This window comes from Actinomycetota bacterium (genome assembly GCA_004297305.1).
GTDB lineage: Bacteria > Actinomycetota > Actinomycetes > S36-B12 > FW305-bin1 > FW305-bin1.
The window spans coordinates 139630-156922 of record SCTR01000008.1; the positions used below are offsets into that span (position 1 = coordinate 139630).

Genomic DNA, 17293 nt, shown 5'->3' on the forward strand with positions numbered 1-17293 from the left:
TCCCGTCGGATCCGCTCCTGGACGACCTTGATGTCGAGCCCAAGGCGACTGAGCAGCGAGTCGTCAGGTCTCCCACTGTCCCGCGAAGCCGGTCAGAGCTGGCCGAAGGTGTCGAGGGCCGTCCTGGACGACGCACCTTCTGCGTCACTTGGGCCTCTGGAGCCCATGCGAAGGGGCCTCTGACGCTGCAACGTGCAGGTCAGAGGCCCCTTCGGGGTTACGACGTCTGTCAGATGTCGTAGTACAACTCGAACTCGTGCGGGTGCGGGCGGACCGACACCGGCAGGATCTCCTTGGTGCGCTTGTAGTCGATCCAGGTCTCGATCAGGTCGGGGGTGAACACGTTGCCCTCGGTGAGGAAGTCGTGGTCGGCCTCGAGGTTGTCGATGACCTCGCCGAGCGAGCCCGGGACCTGGGGGATCGACGCGGCCTCGTCCGGCGGGAGCTCGTAGAGGTCCTTGTCGACCGGGGCGGCCGGCTCGATCTTGTTCTTGATGCCGTCGAGGCCGGCCATCATGCACGCGGCGAACGCGAGGTACGGGTTGCTGGACGGGTCCGGGCAGCGGAACTCGATCCGCTTGGCCTTCGGGTTGGTCCCGGTGATCGGCACCCGGATGCACGCCGAGCGGTTGCCGGCGCTGTACACCAGGTTGACCGGCGCCTCGAACCCGGGAACCAGTCGGTGGTAGCTGTTCACCGTCGGGTTGGTGAACGCCAGCAGCGACGGCGCGTGCTTGAGCAGGCCGCCGATGTACCACCGGGCGAGGTCGGAGAGGCCGCCGTACCCGGTCTCGTCGTAGAACAGCGGCTGGCCGGCGTTCCACAGCGACTGGTGCACGTGCATGCCGGATCCGTTGTCGCCGAACAGCGGCTTCGGCATGAACGTCACGGTCTTGCCGTTGGCACGGGCGACGTTCTTGATCACGTACTTGAACAGCATGACCTCGTCGGCCGCGTGCTTCAACGTGTTGAACTTGTAGTTGATCTCCGCCTGTCCCGCTGTCCCGACCTCGTGGTGCGAACGCTCCACCTCGAGGCCAACCGCCTCCAGCGTCATGACCATCTCGTCGCGCAGGTCGGCGTAGTGGTCGACCGGCGGCACCGGGAAGTAGCCACCCTTGTACGGCGTCTTGCCGCCGAGGTTGCCCCCCTCCTCGATGCGCCCGGTGTTCCAGGCGCCTTCGATGGAGTCGACGTAGTAGTAGCCGGCGTTCTGCCGGGTCTCGAACCGCACGTCGTCGAAGATGTAGAACTCCGCCTCGGGCGCGAAGTACGCGGTGTCGGCGATGCCGGTGCTGGCCAGGTACGCCTCGGCCTTCGTCGCCACGCCGCGCGGGTCACGCGAGAACGGCTCGTCGGTGCGCGGATCGGTGATCGCGAAGTTGATGTTGAGCGTCTTCTCCTTGCGGAAGGGGTCGACGTACGCCGTGGCCAGGTCCGGCACCAGCTTCATGTCGGACTTGTCGATCGCGGCGAAACCGCGGATCGACGAGCCGTCGAACATCAGCCCGTCGTCCAGGGCCGAGCTCTTGAACGAGCCCACCGGCACGTTGAAATGCTGCATGACGCCAGGCAGGTCACAGAACCGGACGTCGACGAGCTTGACGCCCTCGTCCTTGATGAACTTCAGCGCCTCGTCGGCGTTCGAGAACATCCATCCTCCTCGTGCCCCCGGCGTCGCCGAGGACGGGTACGGTCGCGGCCTCCCAGCCGTCGGCCACCGAAGCTAGGTCGGCCGGATTTCCCAGCCATGACTCCGTTGTTTCCGCAGGGTTACGCCGTCCGCCCGGCGCACGCGGCCGGCGGGCAGGCTGAACCTACGCGGCGTCGTCCGGGACGTCACCCCCGGGACGGGTCTGCGCCGCCGCGGCGGGTTAGCGTGGCCGCTGTGACCGGCACCGAGCGCGACCGCCCCACGGCGTCCGGGGCGACTGCTGGGAGCGGGGGAGAGCAGGCGTACCGCGGCGAGCGCCTCGGCTTGCCGCCGGCCGGGCCGGGGTCGGTCGCCGGCTTCGGCCGCCGGATCGCCGCGCTGTTCATCGACTGGTTCGCTTCGATGCTGGTCGCCATGCTCGCCTTCCGGCTGGCGTGGGGCAGCCCGGACCTGTCGCTGGCGACGCTCGGCGTCTTCGCGCTGGAGGTCGCCGTCCTGACCTGGCTGACCGGGTCGTCCTTCGGTCAGCGGATCGTCGGTGTCCGGGTCGTCCGGCTGCTGCCGGATCGCGCCGGCCTCGGCCGCCTCGAGCTCATCCCGGTCGTCGCGCGCACGATCCTGGTCTGCCTGGTCGTCCCCCCGGTGGTGTACGACCGGGACGGCCGCGGCCTGCACGACCGCGCCGCCGCCAGCGTCGTCGTCCGCTCCGCCTGACGGCCCAGCAGCCAGGGCTCGCCGGCCCAACAGCCAGGGCTCGCCGGCCCAACAGCCCGCCAGCCAGCAGATCACCGGCCCAGCGGCTCACCGGCTCACCGGCCGAGCAGACCGCCGGCCTTGCGGCGTCGCGAGGGTCACGCGCGAGGGTCAGCCGCGGGGGCCCTTCGGCATCCGCACGTTCTTGGGCATCGGCCCCTTCGGGATCGGCGCGGGAGACGTGGTCAGCGCTTCGAGGCGTCGCCGTACCTCGGTGACCTCGCCCGGTCGCAGAGCCTTGGGCAGCTTCATCAGGTGCCGGGTCAGTTTGGTCAGCGGCACCTGGCCGGTCTGATCGCCCACCTGGATCTCGTAGATGGGGATGTCGGTGACGAACCGTGCCGTCTTGCGGCGCTCGTTGGCCAGCAGCGTGCCGACCCGGCTGGGCGGCCCCTCCGACAGCAAGATCACGCCCGGGCGGCCGACCACGCGGTGGGCAACGTCCTGGGCCTTGGTGACCGCAACGCCGGGGGCGACGAACCAACCGCCGCGCATCGACTTCGCGACCGCCGCCGCTGCGCCGGGTTGACCCTCGATCTGGCGGTACGCCGCGCGCATCCCGCGCCGGCTGAAGATCCACATCGCGGCGACGATGCCGAACGGGATGCCGATAAGGATGCCGGTCGGCCAGTTCAGCAGCAGCCCGATGACCACGCTGATCACGGCCGCGACACCGATGAACCAGGCCAGCATGATCCAGCCGATGAGCGGATCCACCTGCCGGGTCATCCGGAAGTTCTCACGGATCTGGGCGAATCGGCCCTGCGGTGGCCCTGCTGCGGTCTGCGACATAGCGGCAGCCTAGGTCGTCGCCGCGACGGCCAGGCACGCGAGCGGCCCGGTCGAGTTTCGGTGGCCGCACAGGGTTGAGGTCGCGCCAGACGGGTAGTCGGGGGGCATGGTTCGGGCCGTCGCTTGTCGCGATCCGAGACGTGGGCAATTCCTCGTGCAGAGCAAGCCCAACAAGCCGTCGGAGGCAGGCAGTTATGCGTGCCGTGACGTGGCAAGGCCAACAGGTCGTCCGGGTGCTGCTTTGCCTTGCACACCAATTGAATGGAGCCTTTGATGTCTGATCGCCAAACGCTTGCCCGGGCGCTGCACGATCTGGGAGCTGCGGCCTGGTTCGGTGGTTCGCTCATGGGTGCTGTCGGGCTGAACGGTGCGGCCGCCGACGCGCAACCGGCCGAGCGCACTCAGCTCGCCGCTCGGGGCTGGGCACGCTGGGCGCCGGTCAACGCCGCCGCCATCGGCGCGCACCTCGTCGGCGGTGCGCTGATCCTGGCCAAGAACCGCGGCAGGGTGCAGCGCCAGCCCGCGGTAGCCCGCGGCACGGTCGTGAAGACGGTGGTCACCGCGGCCGCTCTCGGCGTATCCGCGTACGGCGCCTACCTCGGCCGCACGATCCTCGCCGAGCCGCCGCAGTCATCCTCTGGCGCCACCGAGCCGGGCCAGTCGACCAGCGCCAGGGTCGCCGCCGCCCAGCGGCAACTGCAAGTCCTGCAATGGATCACGCCAGCACTCACCGGAGCGATCGTCGTACTCGGTGCACAGCAGGGCGAACAGCAGCGGCCGCTGCAGCAGTTCCGGCAGACGCTCACCGATCACGTGCCGAACATCCCGTCCCTCGTCCACGACGCGAAGGGTCACCTCCCCGACGTGAAGCACCTTCTTCCCTCGTGACCCGAGGTCCGATGCCTCTTCCCTCGTGACCCGAGGTCCGATGCCTCTTCCCTCGTGACCCGAGGTCCGATGCCCAGGACGTGCCGATCCGGGTCGGCGTCAGACGGGCCCGGACAGTTCGTCGTCCAAGGCAACCTGCGGCAGCAGTTCCAGGCGGCGAGCGTCGGCCGCCTGCTGCAGCCTGGTCGTCACACCATCGTTGAAGCGCGCACAGGCAGCGTTCAGGCGGGCCAGCCGTGCCTCGATGACGTCCAGCCGCGATTCGACCTCGTGGCGGGCAACCAGCGCGCGGTCCAACTCCGCGGTCGAGGCAGGCACCTCCGTCTGCAGCAGCACCTGATGACCGTCCACGACGGCGTCGACTGGGTCCGCGTCCCGGTCCTCGGGTGCCGCATATCCCAACAACGTCGGGCTGCCGTCGAACGGTACGGCGGCGGTGATGCTCACTGAGCCGTCGTCATGGTCGGTGGTCGTCCACTCGGGGCTCTCGCGATGCAGCACGATGGTGGCGACGCGGGTCTCGGCGGCCAGCCTGGCGAGGTCGGAGTCCAGCTCCGGCAGCTGCCAGGTCGCGACGGTTTGCTCGGCAAGGGCCAGTTTCCCCTGCAGGAACTCCTCGAGCCGCGATTCGGTGAACAAGCCCTGTCCGGACACAGCGGCACGTCCTTTCCGAGGGGATGGTGTGTCCGGCGACGTACCCGACCCGGCGTCGCCCGAAACGAGGCGGGCCGAGCCGGCGTCAGCCGAAACGACGGCACCAACGCCGAAACGATGCGCCGACCGGCGCCGTGACCTCGGGGCCGCGGGGTCGTTCAGGCGGTGGCAGCGCGACGGTGGGCGACGGCTTGGTCGTACAGCCGGCCGGCCCGGTACGACGAGCGCACCAGGGGCCCCGACAGGACCCCGGCGAACCCGATGCGCTCGGCCTCTTCGGCCAGCTCCACGAACTCCTCCGGCCGTACCCACCGCTCGACCGGGTGGTGCCGCGGGGTGGGACGCAGGTATTGCGTGATGGTCACCAGGTCGCAGCCGGCGTCGTACAGATCATGAAGTGCCGCAGTCACTTCCGCGCGCGTCTCGCCGAGGCCGAGGATGAGGTTCGACTTGGTGACCAGGCCGGCCTGCCGGGCCTGCGTCAGGACGTCGAGCGAACGCTCATACCGGAACGCCGGGCGGATCCGCTTGAAGATGCGCGGCACGGTCTCCAGGTTGTGCGCCAGGACCTGCGGTGCCGCCGCGAACACCTGCGCCAGCAGCTCCGGCTGGCCACCGAAGTCCGGAATGAGCACCTCGACGCCGCAGCCGGGCACGGCGTCATGGATCTCCCGAACGGTCTGCGCGTACAGCCACGCGCCTTGATCGGGCAGGTCGTCACGGGCGACCCCGGTGACCGTGGCGTACCGCAAACCCATGGTGACGACCGATTCGGCGACCCGGCGTGGCTCGTCGCGGTCCAGCGGCGAGGGCCGGCCGGTGTCGATCTGGCAGAAGTCGCAGCGTCGCGTGCACTGCTGTCCACCGATGAGGAAGGTGGCCTCGCGGTCCTCCCAGCATTCGTAGATGTTGGGGCAGCCCGCTTCCTGGCAGACGGTGTGCAGTCCCTCGGACTTCACCAGGGCGCTGACCGCGGCGTACTGCGGGCCGGTCCGCAGTCGCGTCTTGATCCACGACGGCTTGCGTTCGATCGGTACAGCGGCATTGCGCACTTCGAGCCGCAACAGCTTTCGCCCGTCGGGCTCCACCGGCTGATCCACGCGAGGAGCCTACGCCGGGGCTGAGGAGGCCAACGCGGCCGGCAGCGTCTCCGCCAGCCCCGCTACCGGTCCGGCGGGCGTCAGTACCGCGGGCGCCTGTACCGCTGCCGCCCGTGCCGCGGTCGCCCGTACCGCTGCCGCCTGCTCGGCAGCCGCCGGCTCGGCAGCCGTCGGGAGTGGCCGGCCCGGGACGACGGCGTCGAACACCTCGGCCAGGTGGCGTTCGACGACAGCTGCGGCCTCCTCGACGGTGACCCGCCGGCCGAGTTCGGCTGACAGGGATGTCACCCCGGCATCGGCCAGTCCGCACGGCACGATGCGGTCGAACCAGGCCAGGTCGCAGTCGCAGTTCAGTGCGAAGCCGTGTTTGGTGACCCCGCGCGCGACGCGGACACCGACGGCGGCCACCTTGCGTTCCGGCCGGGTCCCCTGCGCGGGGGAGTCGGCGGGGAACCACACGCCGCTGCGTCCCTTGATCCGGGTCGCTGCCAGGCCCAACTCGGCGCAGCTGCGCAGGATGACCTCTTCCATCCGCCGGACGTGCGCGACGACGTCGACCGGTTGTGGCAGCAGGACGATCGGGTAGCCGACCAGTTGCCCGGGGCCGTGCCAGGTGATGCTGCCGCCACGGTCCACGTCGATCACCGGTGTCCCGTCCGCCGGGCGGGCGTCCGGTTCGGTACGGCGGCCCGCGGTGTACACCGGGGGGTGTTCCAGCAGGAGCACTGTCGACGGTTCCGAGCCCTCGACCACCGCCTCGTGCAGCCGCAGCTGTTCGGCCAGGGCGACGTCGTACGGGATGCGCTCTGCGGGCAGTCCCCACCGCCGGACACGCACTGCCTCGGTCATGCGGCTCAGCCTAAGTGGCTGCCGGCGAGCCGATCCGACCGACCGGAAGCCTCGTCTCGATGCTGTCGCCCGGCCCGACTCGCTCGACCCGGTACGCCGCCGGCCCGCTCACCGGATCGACGTCGAGGTCGGCCAGCACCCGCACCGCCTCGGTGCCTTCGTAGAGGATCCCGATCCGGTCGTCGGTGGCGTACGACGTCGGCAGCGCACCGGTCGCCACCAGGCGCGCCAGCAGCGGTCGCCGTTGCGGCTCGCTGTCGTAGTGGACGCCGTTGCCGTACGGCAGCAGGGCCAGGCCGTTGCTCACCGGCTGCAACACCGGACCGAACGAATCCGTCGGGCCGCCGACGTGCCAGCAGATCGACCCCGCGCTCACGCCGGCCAGGACGGTGCCGGCTTCCCAGGCCGCGGTGAGGTGCCCGTCGACGCCGTGGCAGCGCCAGACGGCCAGCAGATTCGCCACGCTGCCGCCGCCGACCCAGACCAGGTCGGCGCTGCCGAGCCGTTCGGCGATGTCGGCGTTCGGCTGCGGGAACAGGGCGAGGTGGGTGACGTCGCACGAGAGGCTGCCGAGCGCGTGGTAGGCCCGTAGCAGCGACGGCGCGTCGTCCCCGGTCGCCGTGGCGAGCAGGCACACCCGGGGTCGGTCCGCTCCGGTCAGCCGCAACGCCTCCAACAACAGATCGCCCGGGCGGGCCACGCCCCAGCGATCGGTCGGCAGCAGTCCTCCGCTGGTCGCCAGGATGCGCCGTACCGGCATCGCGCTTCCTTTCGTTGCGGTTCGCCACGCGTTCCGGCCGGATCGTAGTGAGCGCGGCTGAGGCGGCCGTGCCGGTAGCTGTGGCTGCCGTCCTGTGGACCGCCTGTCGCGCCCGAAGACCGGACACGGCACCATGCGCGGCATGGATCTGCCACTGGATCCACGCGACGCGCCCACGCCCCTGGACCGGCCTGGACGTGCCGGCGTGGGGACGACCGGGGTCACCCGCGTCGCTTCGCACGCGGACGGGCTGCCGGCGCGTGACCAGTTGCGCCGCGAGCTGGCCCGGTTGGGTGCGGTCAGCGCCGAGAGCCTCGCTCCGCTGGTCGCCGTGCGGGGGGCGGGGCCACGTGCGCTCGCGCTGGTCCACGAGGAACCGGTCGACGCGCGACCGTGGGCTGCGGCCAGCTCGGCACTGACCGCGCGGCAGCGCCGGCAGGTGCTGGCCGACGTCGAAGCCGCCGTGCGCGCCTTGCACGCGGCGGGCCTCGCTCACGGCGACGTCGACGACGTCACGGTGCTGGTCACCGTGGCTGGTCGCGGCGTGCTGACCGCGACCGGTACTCGATGGGGAGTTGACCCGAAACCCGTTGCAGCGCAGGACCTTGCTGCTGTCCGGGAGCTGCGGGCGGCCATCGACGACACCATCGACGACGCGAGCGTCGAGATCATCGATCAGGTCGCGGACGGGGCGGGCGCCGGGTCCGCGACCAGCGGCGCGCGGATCTCGGCATCGATACCAGCGGAGTCAGCGGCACCGGCGGAGGGATCAGTGAAGGCGCCGACAGGGGCGCCACCGGGACCAGCGGCCGCGCGACCATCGGGGGCACCCGCAGCGGCGGGGACAGCGACACCGGCGCCGGTGGCAGAGACGGGGGCAGTGGCGGTGCTGCGCACACGCCGGCATCGCCCGGCGTCGCGTTCGGGCCCCGGGCCCAGCCGGCTGACGGTGGCCGTCCTGGCGGCGGCCGTTCTGCTGCCGGCTGCTGCGGCCGCACTCTGGGCGTGGAACCTGCGACCGGCAGACCGGGTGGTGGCCCATTCGTTCGACGACGTGACGATCCCGGCGGGGATCGCACCCCCGGTGGCGGCCCCGGTGACCGGAGTGCCCGCCGCGTTCGAGCCGGCGACGGTCGCCTGGGTCGACGTCCTCGCCGAGATCGACCGGGCCCGCGAGGCGGCGTGGCGGTCGGCGGACGAGGGGGCGCTGGAGGGGGCGGACGTGCCGGGCAGTGCGGCGTGGGTTGCCGACGCCGACGCGGTGCGCACGTTGGCGGCCAACGGCTGGCGAGCGCCCGGCGTGACCACCACGGTCTCCGAGGTCGCGGTGGTCTCGGGTACGGCGGCGAGCGTCGTGTTGCGGGTGAACGACGTCCGCGCCGCCTACGACGTGATCGACCGGGCCGGCGCCGTGGTCGGCCACCATCCGGCCTCGGGTCCGCGGAGTTGGCTGGTGTCGCTGACGCGGACTGACCAGGGCTGGCGTACGTCGGCGGTCGCGGCTGGCTGACGGGACCGGGCTTCGGGCGCGCTCAGTTCTCGCCGATGCCGCTGGCGAGGGCCTGTTCGAGGCTGCCGTCAGACCACTGAAATCCGCTGCGCTCCAAGCGATCCGGGACGACTCGCCGACTCCCGAGAACCTCGTCGCTGAATCCGCCCAGCACCACTCGGAGCGCGAACGCCGGCACCGGCAGGACGGCCGGGCGCCGCAGCAGTGCGCCGAGCGCGCGCGTCACCTCGGCGTTGGTGGCCGGGTGGGGCGCGGTGAGGTTCACCGGCCCGGCCAGGCCCGGGGTATCGATGAGGAACCGGAGCGCGGCCACCTCGTCCCGCCGGGAGATGTACGACCAGTACTGCCGGCCGCCGCCGAGCGGTCCCAGCAGTCCCAGCCGGGCGATCGGCAGCATCCGGCCGAGGGCGCCGCCATGGCGGCTCAGCACCAGCCCGGATCGGGGATGCACCGTCCGGATGCCAGCTGCCCGCGCCGGGTCGGCGGCCGCTTCCCAGGCTTGCACGACCTCGGGAAGGAAGCCGTCGGCCGCCGGGGCGGTCTCGTCGACCGTGCGTGAGCCGGTGTCGCCGTACACGCCGATGGCCGAAGCGCTGACGAAGACTTGCGGCGGCCGGTCCAGCTGTGCCACGGCGGTGGCCAGGGTGGTCGTCCCGTCGACCCGCGAGGCGCGGATCTCCTGCCGGTACGCCGGCGTCCAGCGGTGATCGCCGACGCCGGCCCCGGCGAGGTGAACCACCGCGTCACAGTCACGCAGCGCCGCGCTGTCCACGGTGCCGCCGGCCGGGTCCCACCGCGCCTCGTCCGGCGCCGCCGGAGTACGGCGTACCAGCCGGACGACCTCGTGCCCGTCGGCGGCCAGCGACGCCACCAGCGCCGATCCGATCAGTCCCGATGCACCGCTGATGACGACCTTCACCGGCACAGCCTCGCTGGTCCGCGGCTCACCGGCGACTCCGGCGCTCTAGACCGATCTCGGCGTCGCTGTGAGTCGAGTTCGGCCGTGCTACGAGCCGAGCTCGGCGTCGAAACTGCCGTCCTCGAGCCGGGTCTTGATCGCGGTCAGGAACCGCGCCGCGTCGGCACCGTCGACGAGCCGGTGGTCGTAGGTCAGGGCGAGGTACGCCATGGACCGCACGGCGATCACGTCGGCTCCGGTGTCGTCGGTGACGACGACCGCCCGCTTGACCACCGCGCCGGTGCCGAGGATGGCGACCTGCGGCTGGTTGATGATCGGGGTGTCGAGCAGCGCCCCGCGGCTGCCGGTGTTGGTCAGCGTGAACGTGCCACCGGACAGGTCGTCGGGGGAGACCTTGTTGTTGCGGGTCCGCTCCGCGAGGTCGGCGATCTTGCGGGCGAGGCCGGCGATGTTGAGGTCACCGGCATCGCGGATGACCGGCACGAGCAGCCCACGTTCGGTGTCGACGGCCACGCCGAGGTGCTCGGACTCGTGGTAGGTGACGGTCCCTGCCGCGGTGTCCAGGCTCGCGTTGAGCTGCGGGTAGTGCTTGAGCGCCTCGACGGTGGCCTTCGCGAAGAACGGCAGGTACGACAGCTTAACGCCTTCGCGGGCCGCGAAGTCGGCCTTACGCCGGGCCCGCAGCAGCCCGATGCGGGTGACGTCGACCTCGACGACGGTGGTCAGCTGCGCGGACACGTGCAGCGACTCGACCATCCGGTCAGCGATGACCTTGCGCAGCCGGCTCAACGGTTCGGTACGGCCTCGCAACGGGCTCGCCGCCGCTGCGGGGCTTGGTGACGGTGCCGCGGCAGGGGCCTGGGCTCGTGCCGCCTCCGCCTGGGCCTTCGCCTCGACCGCGGCCTGGATGTCGGACTTGCGGATGCGGCCACCCACGCCGGTCCCCGTGACCGTGGTCAGGTCGATGCCGCTCTCGGCAGCGAGCCGGCGCACGATCGGGGTCAGGTACGGCGCATCCCCGGGGGCGGCGGGACCAGGAGCGGCGTCGCCCGGCGTGGCGGTCGCCGGCTGCGGCGCGGCGTTCTGGGGTGTGCCGTTCTGGGGCGCCGCGTTCTGGGGCGCCGGAGCAGCGGCCGGCGCGGCCGGGACCGGGGCCGGCGTGGCCGCAGCGGGAGCTGCGACCGGTGCGGGCGGCGCGGGCGGGGGCGTGGGAGCGGCCGGGGCGGGAGTGGGGGCAGCCGGAGCGGCCGGAGCAGGAGCGGCCGGCGCGGCACCGGGCTCGCCGATGCGGCCCAGCTCGGCGCCCACCTGGGCCACCGCATCCTCGCCGACGGCGATCGACAACAGGACGCCGCCGACGGGTGCCGGGATCTCGGTGTCGACCTTGTCGGTGGATACCTCGAGCAGCGGCTCGTCCGCGGCGACGGCATCGCCGACGTTCTTCAGCCACCGGGTGACCGTTCCCTCGGTCACCGACTCGCCGAGCGCGGGCAGGACCACCGCGATCCCGGCGCCTCCGGAGGCCGCCGGCGCGGACGCGGGGGGCGCGGCCGTGGTGGACACGGCCGGTGCGGACGGGGCAGGTGCGGACGGGGCAGGTGCGGACATGGCCGGCGCGGACGGGGCCGGTGCGGGGGGAGCCGCGGGTGCCGGGGCCGCGGCCGGGGCTGTCGGCGCGGGAGCTGCGGGAGCTGCGGGAGCCGCTGCCTGGGCTGGCGCTGCCTGGGCCGGAGCTGCCGCGCCGTTGCCGTTGGCCTCCGACGCGTCGCCGATCACGGCGAGCGGCGCCCCGACGGCGACGACCTCGTCCTCGGCGGCCGCAATGGACAGCAGCACACCGGAACTCGGCGCCGGAATCTCGGTGTCGACCTTGTCGGTGGAAACTTCGAGCAGCGGCTCGTCGGCGGTCACGGTGTCACCGACCTGCTTGAGCCACCGGGTGACGGTGCCTTCGGTGACGCTCTCGCCGAGCTGGGGCATGGTGACCGACACCGACATGGTTGCTCCGTGCTCCTCTGGGTCGAACGGTGTCCTGAGGCGGTGGTCGCTCAGGAGTGGGCGTGTAACGGCTTGCCTGCCAAGGCGAGATGGGCCTCGCCGATGGCCTCGCTCTGCGTCGGATGCGCGTGGATGAGTGCCGCGACATCCTCGGGGTAGGCCTCCCAGGCGTAGATCAGCTGGGCCTCGCCGACCTGCTCACCCATCCGCGTGCCGACCATGTGGACACCGATGACCGGGCCGTCGGCGAGGCGGACCAGCTTCACGAAGCCGGTCGTCCCGAGGATCTGCGACTTGCCGTTGCCGCCCAGGTTGTATTCGTACGTCTGCACGGCGTCCCCGTGCTCGGCACGGGCCTGCGCCTCGGTCAGGCCGACGGACGCGACCTCGGGCTCGCAGTAGGTGACGCGGGGAATGCCCCGCTCGTCGATGACCCGGGGTGCCAGGCCGGCGATCTGCTCGGCCACGAAGATCCCCTGCGCGAAGCCGCGATGCGCCAGCTGCAGGCCGGGCACGATGTCGCCGACCGCCCACACGCCGGGGACGTTGGTACGCAACCGGTCGTCGGTGAGCACGAAGCCGCGGTCCGTCGTGACCCCGACCTCCTCGTACCCCATGCCGGTCGCGTTGGGCCCGCGGCCCACCGCGACGAGCAGCAGGTCGGCGGACAGGCTCGTGCCGTCCTCCAGGGACACGACGACTCCGGCGTCGTCCTGCGTGACGCCGCTGAAGCGCGTCCCGAGGTGGAACGCGATGCCACGGCGGCGGAACGCGCGTTCGAGGGCCTTCGAGGCGGCCTCGTCCTCGTTGGGTACCAAGTGCGGCAGCGCCTCGACGATGGTCACCTCGGCACCGAAGGAGCGCCATACGCTGGCGAACTCGACACCGATCACGCCGCCGCCGAGGACCACGACCCGGTCGGGAACCCATTCCAGTTGCAGCGCCTGGTCGGACGTGATCACGCGGCCGCCGATCTGCAGGCCGGGCAGCGTCCGCGGCACCGAGCCGGTGGCCAGCACGACGTTGCTGCCGGTGTAGGTGTCGGTCCCGACCGCGACGGTGGTCGGCGAGACGAGCCGGCCTTCGCCTTCGACGTACGTGATCGATCGCGACTTCACCAAGCCCTGCAGGCCCTTATAGAGCCGGGCGACGACCCCGTCGCGGTACGAGTTGACCTTGCCCAGGTCGATGCCCTCGAAGGTGGCGCGCACGCCGTACGACTCGCTGTCACGTGCCGAGTCGGCCACTTCCGCGGCGTGCAGCAGCGCCTTGGTCGGGATGCAGCCGTTGTGCAGGCAGGTCCCGCCGAGCTTGCCCTTCTCGATCAACGCGACGGACTGGCCGAGTTCGGCGGCGCGCAACGCCGCCGCATAGCCACCGCTGCCGCCGCCGAGGACGACGAGGTCGAACGAGCTGTCGGTCACAGCGGCACTCCTGAATCGCGTCTGCCGTCGGTCCACCGGTGCCGTCACGTCGGCACGACAGCCACTGGGTGTCCGTCGTGGCGCGGGCGTTCACGGGCTCGCCCATCCTTGCACTTCCCCCGGCTACGGTGTCATGCAGGAGGGATCATGCGACTGTTCAGCCGCCGCTCCCGCGGGGGAGCCTCGCTCGACCGGGCTGCCACCCGGGAGGATGTCGATCATCTCGACCGGTTCGCCCGGTCCCGGCGTGGAGTCGAGGCGTACGTCGAGCCCCAGACCGCCACGACGCAGACCACGCTGGTCCTCATCGCGTACGACGGCGAGTGGACCCGCCGCCGCGTCGACGGACCGCAGGAGGCACGACGGCTCGCCGAACGTTGGGGCGTGCCGTGTTACGAGGCAGCCGTCGTCGGCTATCCGCAGCGGATGCGGGAGTGGAACAGCCGCCAGCGCTGAGCGGATTGCCTTCGGCGGCAGCCGGTTACAGCCGCCCGGCGGCGACGTCTTCCGCGAGCTGGACGAACGTGCGGACCGCCGCGCCTGTCCCGCCCTTGGGCGTGTAGCCGTACGGCTGTCCTTCGTTCCAGGCCGGTCCGGCGATGTCCAGGTGCGCCCAGGGCTGGTCGGCCGCGACGAATTCCCGCAGGAACAGTCCGGCGCTGAGCATGCCGCCGTTGCGGTCGCCGATGTTGGCGATGTCGGCGACCGCGGAGTCCAGTGACGAGCGCAGGTCCTCCGGCAGCGGCATCGGCCACATCGCCTCGCCGGCACGGCCGGCGGCGTCGACCACGGCAGTTCGTACCTCGTCGCTCGGGCTCATCACGCCGGCTGTCCGGGCGCCCAGGGCGACCAACTGCGCGCCGGTCAGCGTGGCGGCGTCGACGATGACGTCGGGCTCGTCCTCCGCGGCGCGGACCAGGGCGTCGGCGAGGATCAGGCGGCCTTCGGCGTCGGTGTTGAGGACCTCGACGGTCCGGCCGCCGTAGATCGTGATGACGTCGCTCGGGCGCTGGGCGGTCCCGCTCGGCATGTTCTCCGCGGAGGGAACCCAGCCGGTGACGTTGACCTGCAGGCCGAGGGTCGCAATGGCTTTCATCGCGCCGACCACGGCCGCGGCGCCACCCATGTCCGCCTTCATCCATTCCATGCCGGCCGGGGGTTTGAGGGACAAGCCGCCGGAGTCGAAGGTGATGCCCTTGCCGATCAGTGCCAGGTGCCGGGTCGCCTTGGGGTGGCGGTAGGCCAGGCGGACCAGCCGCGGTGGATTGGCCGAGCCCTGCCCCACCGCGAGGATCCCGCCGAAACCGGCCCGGGCGAGGGCCCGCTGATCGAGCACCTCCACCTGCAGCGGCAGGCCTTCTGCGGCGGCAACCGCGGCGGCCGCGAGCTCGACCGGATGCAGGTGCGACGGGGGAGTGTTGACCAGATCGCGGGCGAGGTGGACTGCGTCCGTGACCGCCTGGGCGTGCGATACCGCACTGCGGAGCTCACGGGCCCTCGCGTCGGCCACCACGACGGTGATGGCCCGGACCGGGGGCGGGACGGCCGAAGCGGTGTCGGCACGGAAAGTGGTGAAGGAGTACGCGCCCAACGCGCCGCCCTGGGCGACGGCTTCCACTTCCTCGGCGGTGCGGGCCGGCAGGCTCAGGCCGACGCGACGGATTCCGGCCAGGGCTCGCGTGGCCGCCCCAGCGCCGCGGCGCAGCGTTTCGAGTTCGACGCCGCGGCGGCCGCCCGGTGCCGGGCCGAGGCCGGTGGCGACGACGAGCGGTGCAGCGGTGATGCCTTCTCCCGGTAGCCGAGTGACCTCGCCGACCGCGGGCTTGGCGCCGACGGCGGCCACCGCGGCCAGCAGCCGCCGACGACCGGCGGCGGTGAGTCCGGCGTACGGCGCGGCCAGCGTGACCGCCCCGCTGCCGTCACCGTGGATGCCGACGACGTAGGCGTCGACCCGCAGCGACGCGGCATCGGCGGCAGAAACGGCGAGCGTGGGCATGGGACTCCCGAGGCAGAGGAACGTGTCGGTCGCAAGCGACCGGTCGGAGCCTAGTTGGCCTTGATCCTGCAGACGCCACGTCTTGGCCAAGGGGTACGAGACGTTCAACTCAACCGCCAGCAGTCCTCAACTCCAACAGGCTGGCTGCGGGAACACGTCCCGGCTACTGGAGGGGTTGGCCGTGCTCCAGGCGAGCGCACAACTCCTCGGCGCGGCGTACCGCTGAATCCTGGTTTTCATACCATTCATCGAGAACTGGTTCTCGATACCTTCCGCCTGCCATCTCTCGGCCCGGATTGACAATCACTCGTCGATCATGACGCCGGCCTAACCAGTACGGCAGCCGGCGCAGAATCATCTTCAAAAGGTATCCACCGCCGATAAAGAATGGGGCCGGCGGATCAACCGCGCCTGCACGCAGCACTCGAACGGTCCATTGGCCGCCCGCTCGATCACTGACTACTCGAACGGGTTGAGTCTCGAACGGTACGGTCACGGCAGCAAGTATGGATCAACACTGCACATCGTCCTAACGGTTTCTGGCTCTTCCTGCCTGAGGTGGGGGTGGGTGAGTCCGCCGCCGACGAGCAGCAATGCGTAGTCGGTCGGTAGTGGTGGTGACGCAATGCTCGCCAAAGGAGCCAATACCGCTGTGTCCCAGACTCTCCAGACAACACCCAGGAGACTCGCCGCGAACGTGCCGGTACGCAAGACGTTGTCGGCGCACATCGCATAGGCGAGAGAGACATGGAGAAGGGCTCGTCTAGTCGAGGCGGGCATCGTATGAGAAGGACGAGTCCCGCTGCTATCCCGCAAGACCTGTGAGCAACATCGACGTGTTCCCGACCTGCTCCCCGTTCGTCTAGCAGGCGTCAAGACGATCATACTCTCCGATCGGTTCTGAGAAAGCAACTCGGGCGTCCTCGGCCAACCGGCTCGCACTGTGCTCACTAACATCTGGCTTTGGCACCCGGACAGGGCGCAGATTTAGCTACATTGACCGTCGGATGCTGAGCGATGCGCTCGAACGAACACATTTGCCGGTGGTCCTATGAAAATCTCGCGACGAAGTCCTCGGAGAAGCCTTCTCTCCACCTTAATTCGTCCCTGGGCGACGGCTGTCGCCAGCCGCGCAAGTATGTGCTGATGGGTGGGATAGTGAAGTTCTTGGAGCTCGGTCTCATATCCTTCAGTCGAAATCGAGTAGTAGAGGGTTTCCTGATCTTCGACCCATACTCGCATGGCTGCCGAGTCTGGACCGTGAACCTCGATGCCAGGCACGGTCGGCTGTACGCCAGCGCCCAAGCCAGCCAGCTCGACTGAGCACGCGATCACGCCCCCGGGCTGACGACTCAACAACTCGACCAGACGTCGTTGGACGGCGTCGACGTCGTCCATCACCACCACATCCAATCGATATGATTCGAAGACTTCCTATTTCCTGGTGACGACCAGCTTGTTCTGAAGACGTTTGTTCCGTTTTCTCTGGTCCCTTCCAACCCCAACCAGTTCGAAGGCGACCCTGGTTCATCGACCCTTGGATGCCTGAGGTGTATTTTCGTCCAAAGAGTTGCGATTGGTGCCCCATGTATCTGCTGCTGTACAGCGATCGTCCCCCAAGTGCGCCCAGTCCGTAGCGTCCCAAACCTCCGACCGCTCCGAACCCCGTCGCCGTGGCTGCACCGCCCCAGCTCCAGGATGAGGTCCCAGCATTGTGGGCTGCGTAGTAGCCGAGGCCTGCGGCCGCGCCGACCGCGACACCACAGACCACGCTAGCGCCACATGCGATCGCGCCGACGACGCCGGCAGCGACTGCCGTCACGGCAAGGGCTGTGCGGCACCAGTCGCAATCGAACCATTGGCCGTTGAGGTCGTTCATGGTGATGGGGTTGACCGGGTAGGTGTAGGTGTTGGCGTTGCCGCCGTGGACGGGGTCGGTGGATTGGAATCGGCCGGTGGTCGGGTTGTAGAGGCGGGCGCCCATGAGGGTGAGTCC

The 17293-nt window shown here is 70.6% G+C and carries 14 protein-coding genes and 1 pseudogene; 4 read left to right on the top strand and 11 right to left on the bottom strand.

The features are described 5' to 3' along the window. Window positions 1-229: 229 nt before the first annotated feature. Window positions 230-1654, bottom strand: coding sequence for a type I glutamate--ammonia ligase (glnA, locus tag EPO13_08420; protein TAK69214.1), 1425 nt, complete (start codon window positions 1652-1654; stop codon window positions 230-232). A 96-nt stretch (window positions 1655-1750) separates the two neighbouring features. Between glnA and EPO13_08425 the strand changes: the two genes are divergently transcribed. Beyond that, complete coding sequence (locus EPO13_08425) at window positions 1751-2368, top strand: hypothetical protein (GenBank protein ID TAK69215.1); 618 nt, start codon at window positions 1751-1753, stop codon at window positions 2366-2368. 150 nt (window positions 2369-2518) lie between these two features. Here EPO13_08425 and EPO13_08430 read toward each other — a convergent pair whose 3' ends face one another. Beyond that, on the bottom strand, window positions 2519-3199 hold the full coding sequence (locus EPO13_08430; protein TAK69216.1) for a DUF4191 domain-containing protein: 681 nt from the start codon (window positions 3197-3199) through the stop codon (window positions 2519-2521). A 273-nt stretch (window positions 3200-3472) separates the two neighbouring features. Between EPO13_08430 and EPO13_08435 the strand changes: the two are divergent. After that, window positions 3473-3982: pseudogene (locus tag EPO13_08435) on the top strand (hypothetical protein). A 204-nt stretch (window positions 3983-4186) separates the two neighbouring features. Here EPO13_08435 and EPO13_08440 read toward each other — a convergent pair. The 4 genes from EPO13_08440 to EPO13_08455 all read right to left on the bottom strand — a co-directional run bounded on the left by EPO13_08440 (window position 4187) and on the right by EPO13_08455 (window position 7450). Continuing rightward, on the bottom strand, window positions 4187-4741 hold the full coding sequence (locus EPO13_08440) for a hypothetical protein (protein ID TAK69217.1): 555 nt from the start codon (window positions 4739-4741) through the stop codon (window positions 4187-4189). Between the two features lie 158 nt (window positions 4742-4899). After that, window positions 4900-5829 (bottom strand): lipoyl synthase, encoded by a 930-nt coding sequence (lipA, locus tag EPO13_08445; GenBank protein ID TAK69242.1) that lies wholly within the window; start codon window positions 5827-5829, stop codon window positions 4900-4902. A 21-nt stretch (window positions 5830-5850) separates the two neighbouring features. Beyond that, window positions 5851-6690, bottom strand: a complete 840-nt coding sequence (gene lipB / locus EPO13_08450; GenBank protein ID TAK69218.1) for a lipoyl(octanoyl) transferase LipB — start codon at window positions 6688-6690, stop codon at window positions 5851-5853. 10 nt (window positions 6691-6700) lie between these two features. Further along, a complete protein-coding gene (locus EPO13_08455; GenBank protein TAK69219.1) occupies window positions 6701-7450 on the bottom strand; it encodes a peptidase E in 750 nt (249 codons plus the stop codon). Between the two features lie 142 nt (window positions 7451-7592). Between EPO13_08455 and EPO13_08460 the strand changes: the two genes are divergently transcribed. Continuing rightward, entirely contained in the window at window positions 7593-8960 is a 1368-nt protein-coding gene (locus tag EPO13_08460; GenBank protein ID TAK69220.1) for a hypothetical protein, read from the top strand. Between the two features lie 22 nt (window positions 8961-8982). Here EPO13_08460 and EPO13_08465 read toward each other — a convergent pair whose 3' ends face one another. The 3 genes from EPO13_08465 to lpdA all read right to left on the bottom strand — a co-directional run bounded on the left by EPO13_08465 (window position 8983) and on the right by lpdA (window position 13301). Continuing rightward, on the bottom strand, window positions 8983-9879 hold the full coding sequence (locus EPO13_08465) for a TIGR01777 family protein (GenBank protein ID TAK69221.1): 897 nt from the start codon (window positions 9877-9879) through the stop codon (window positions 8983-8985). An 87-nt stretch (window positions 9880-9966) separates the two neighbouring features. After that, window positions 9967-11877 carry a 2-oxoglutarate dehydrogenase, E2 component, dihydrolipoamide succinyltransferase gene (gene sucB, locus EPO13_08470; protein TAK69222.1) on the bottom strand — a complete coding sequence of 637 codons (1911 nt, stop codon included), beginning with the start codon at window positions 11875-11877 and terminating at the stop codon, window positions 9967-9969. A 50-nt stretch (window positions 11878-11927) separates the two neighbouring features. Next, window positions 11928-13301 carry a dihydrolipoyl dehydrogenase gene (gene lpdA / locus EPO13_08475; protein TAK69223.1) on the bottom strand — a complete coding sequence of 458 codons (1374 nt, stop codon included), beginning with the start codon at window positions 13299-13301 and terminating at the stop codon, window positions 11928-11930. A 147-nt stretch (window positions 13302-13448) separates the two neighbouring features. On the opposite strand from lpdA, the gene EPO13_08480 reads away from it, so the two are divergent. Next, window positions 13449-13757, top strand: coding sequence for an oxidoreductase (locus tag EPO13_08480; GenBank protein TAK69224.1), 309 nt, complete (start codon window positions 13449-13451; stop codon window positions 13755-13757). A 25-nt stretch (window positions 13758-13782) separates the two neighbouring features. Here the strand turns inward: EPO13_08480 and EPO13_08485 are convergent, their stop codons facing one another. Beyond that, on the bottom strand, window positions 13783-15297 hold the full coding sequence (locus EPO13_08485; GenBank protein TAK69225.1) for a leucyl aminopeptidase: 1515 nt from the start codon (window positions 15295-15297) through the stop codon (window positions 13783-13785). Window positions 15298-16486: 1189 nt separating this feature from the next. Then, window positions 16487-17293: hypothetical protein (locus tag EPO13_08490; GenBank protein ID TAK69226.1), on the bottom strand; the 807-nt coding region annotated here is incomplete at its 5' end.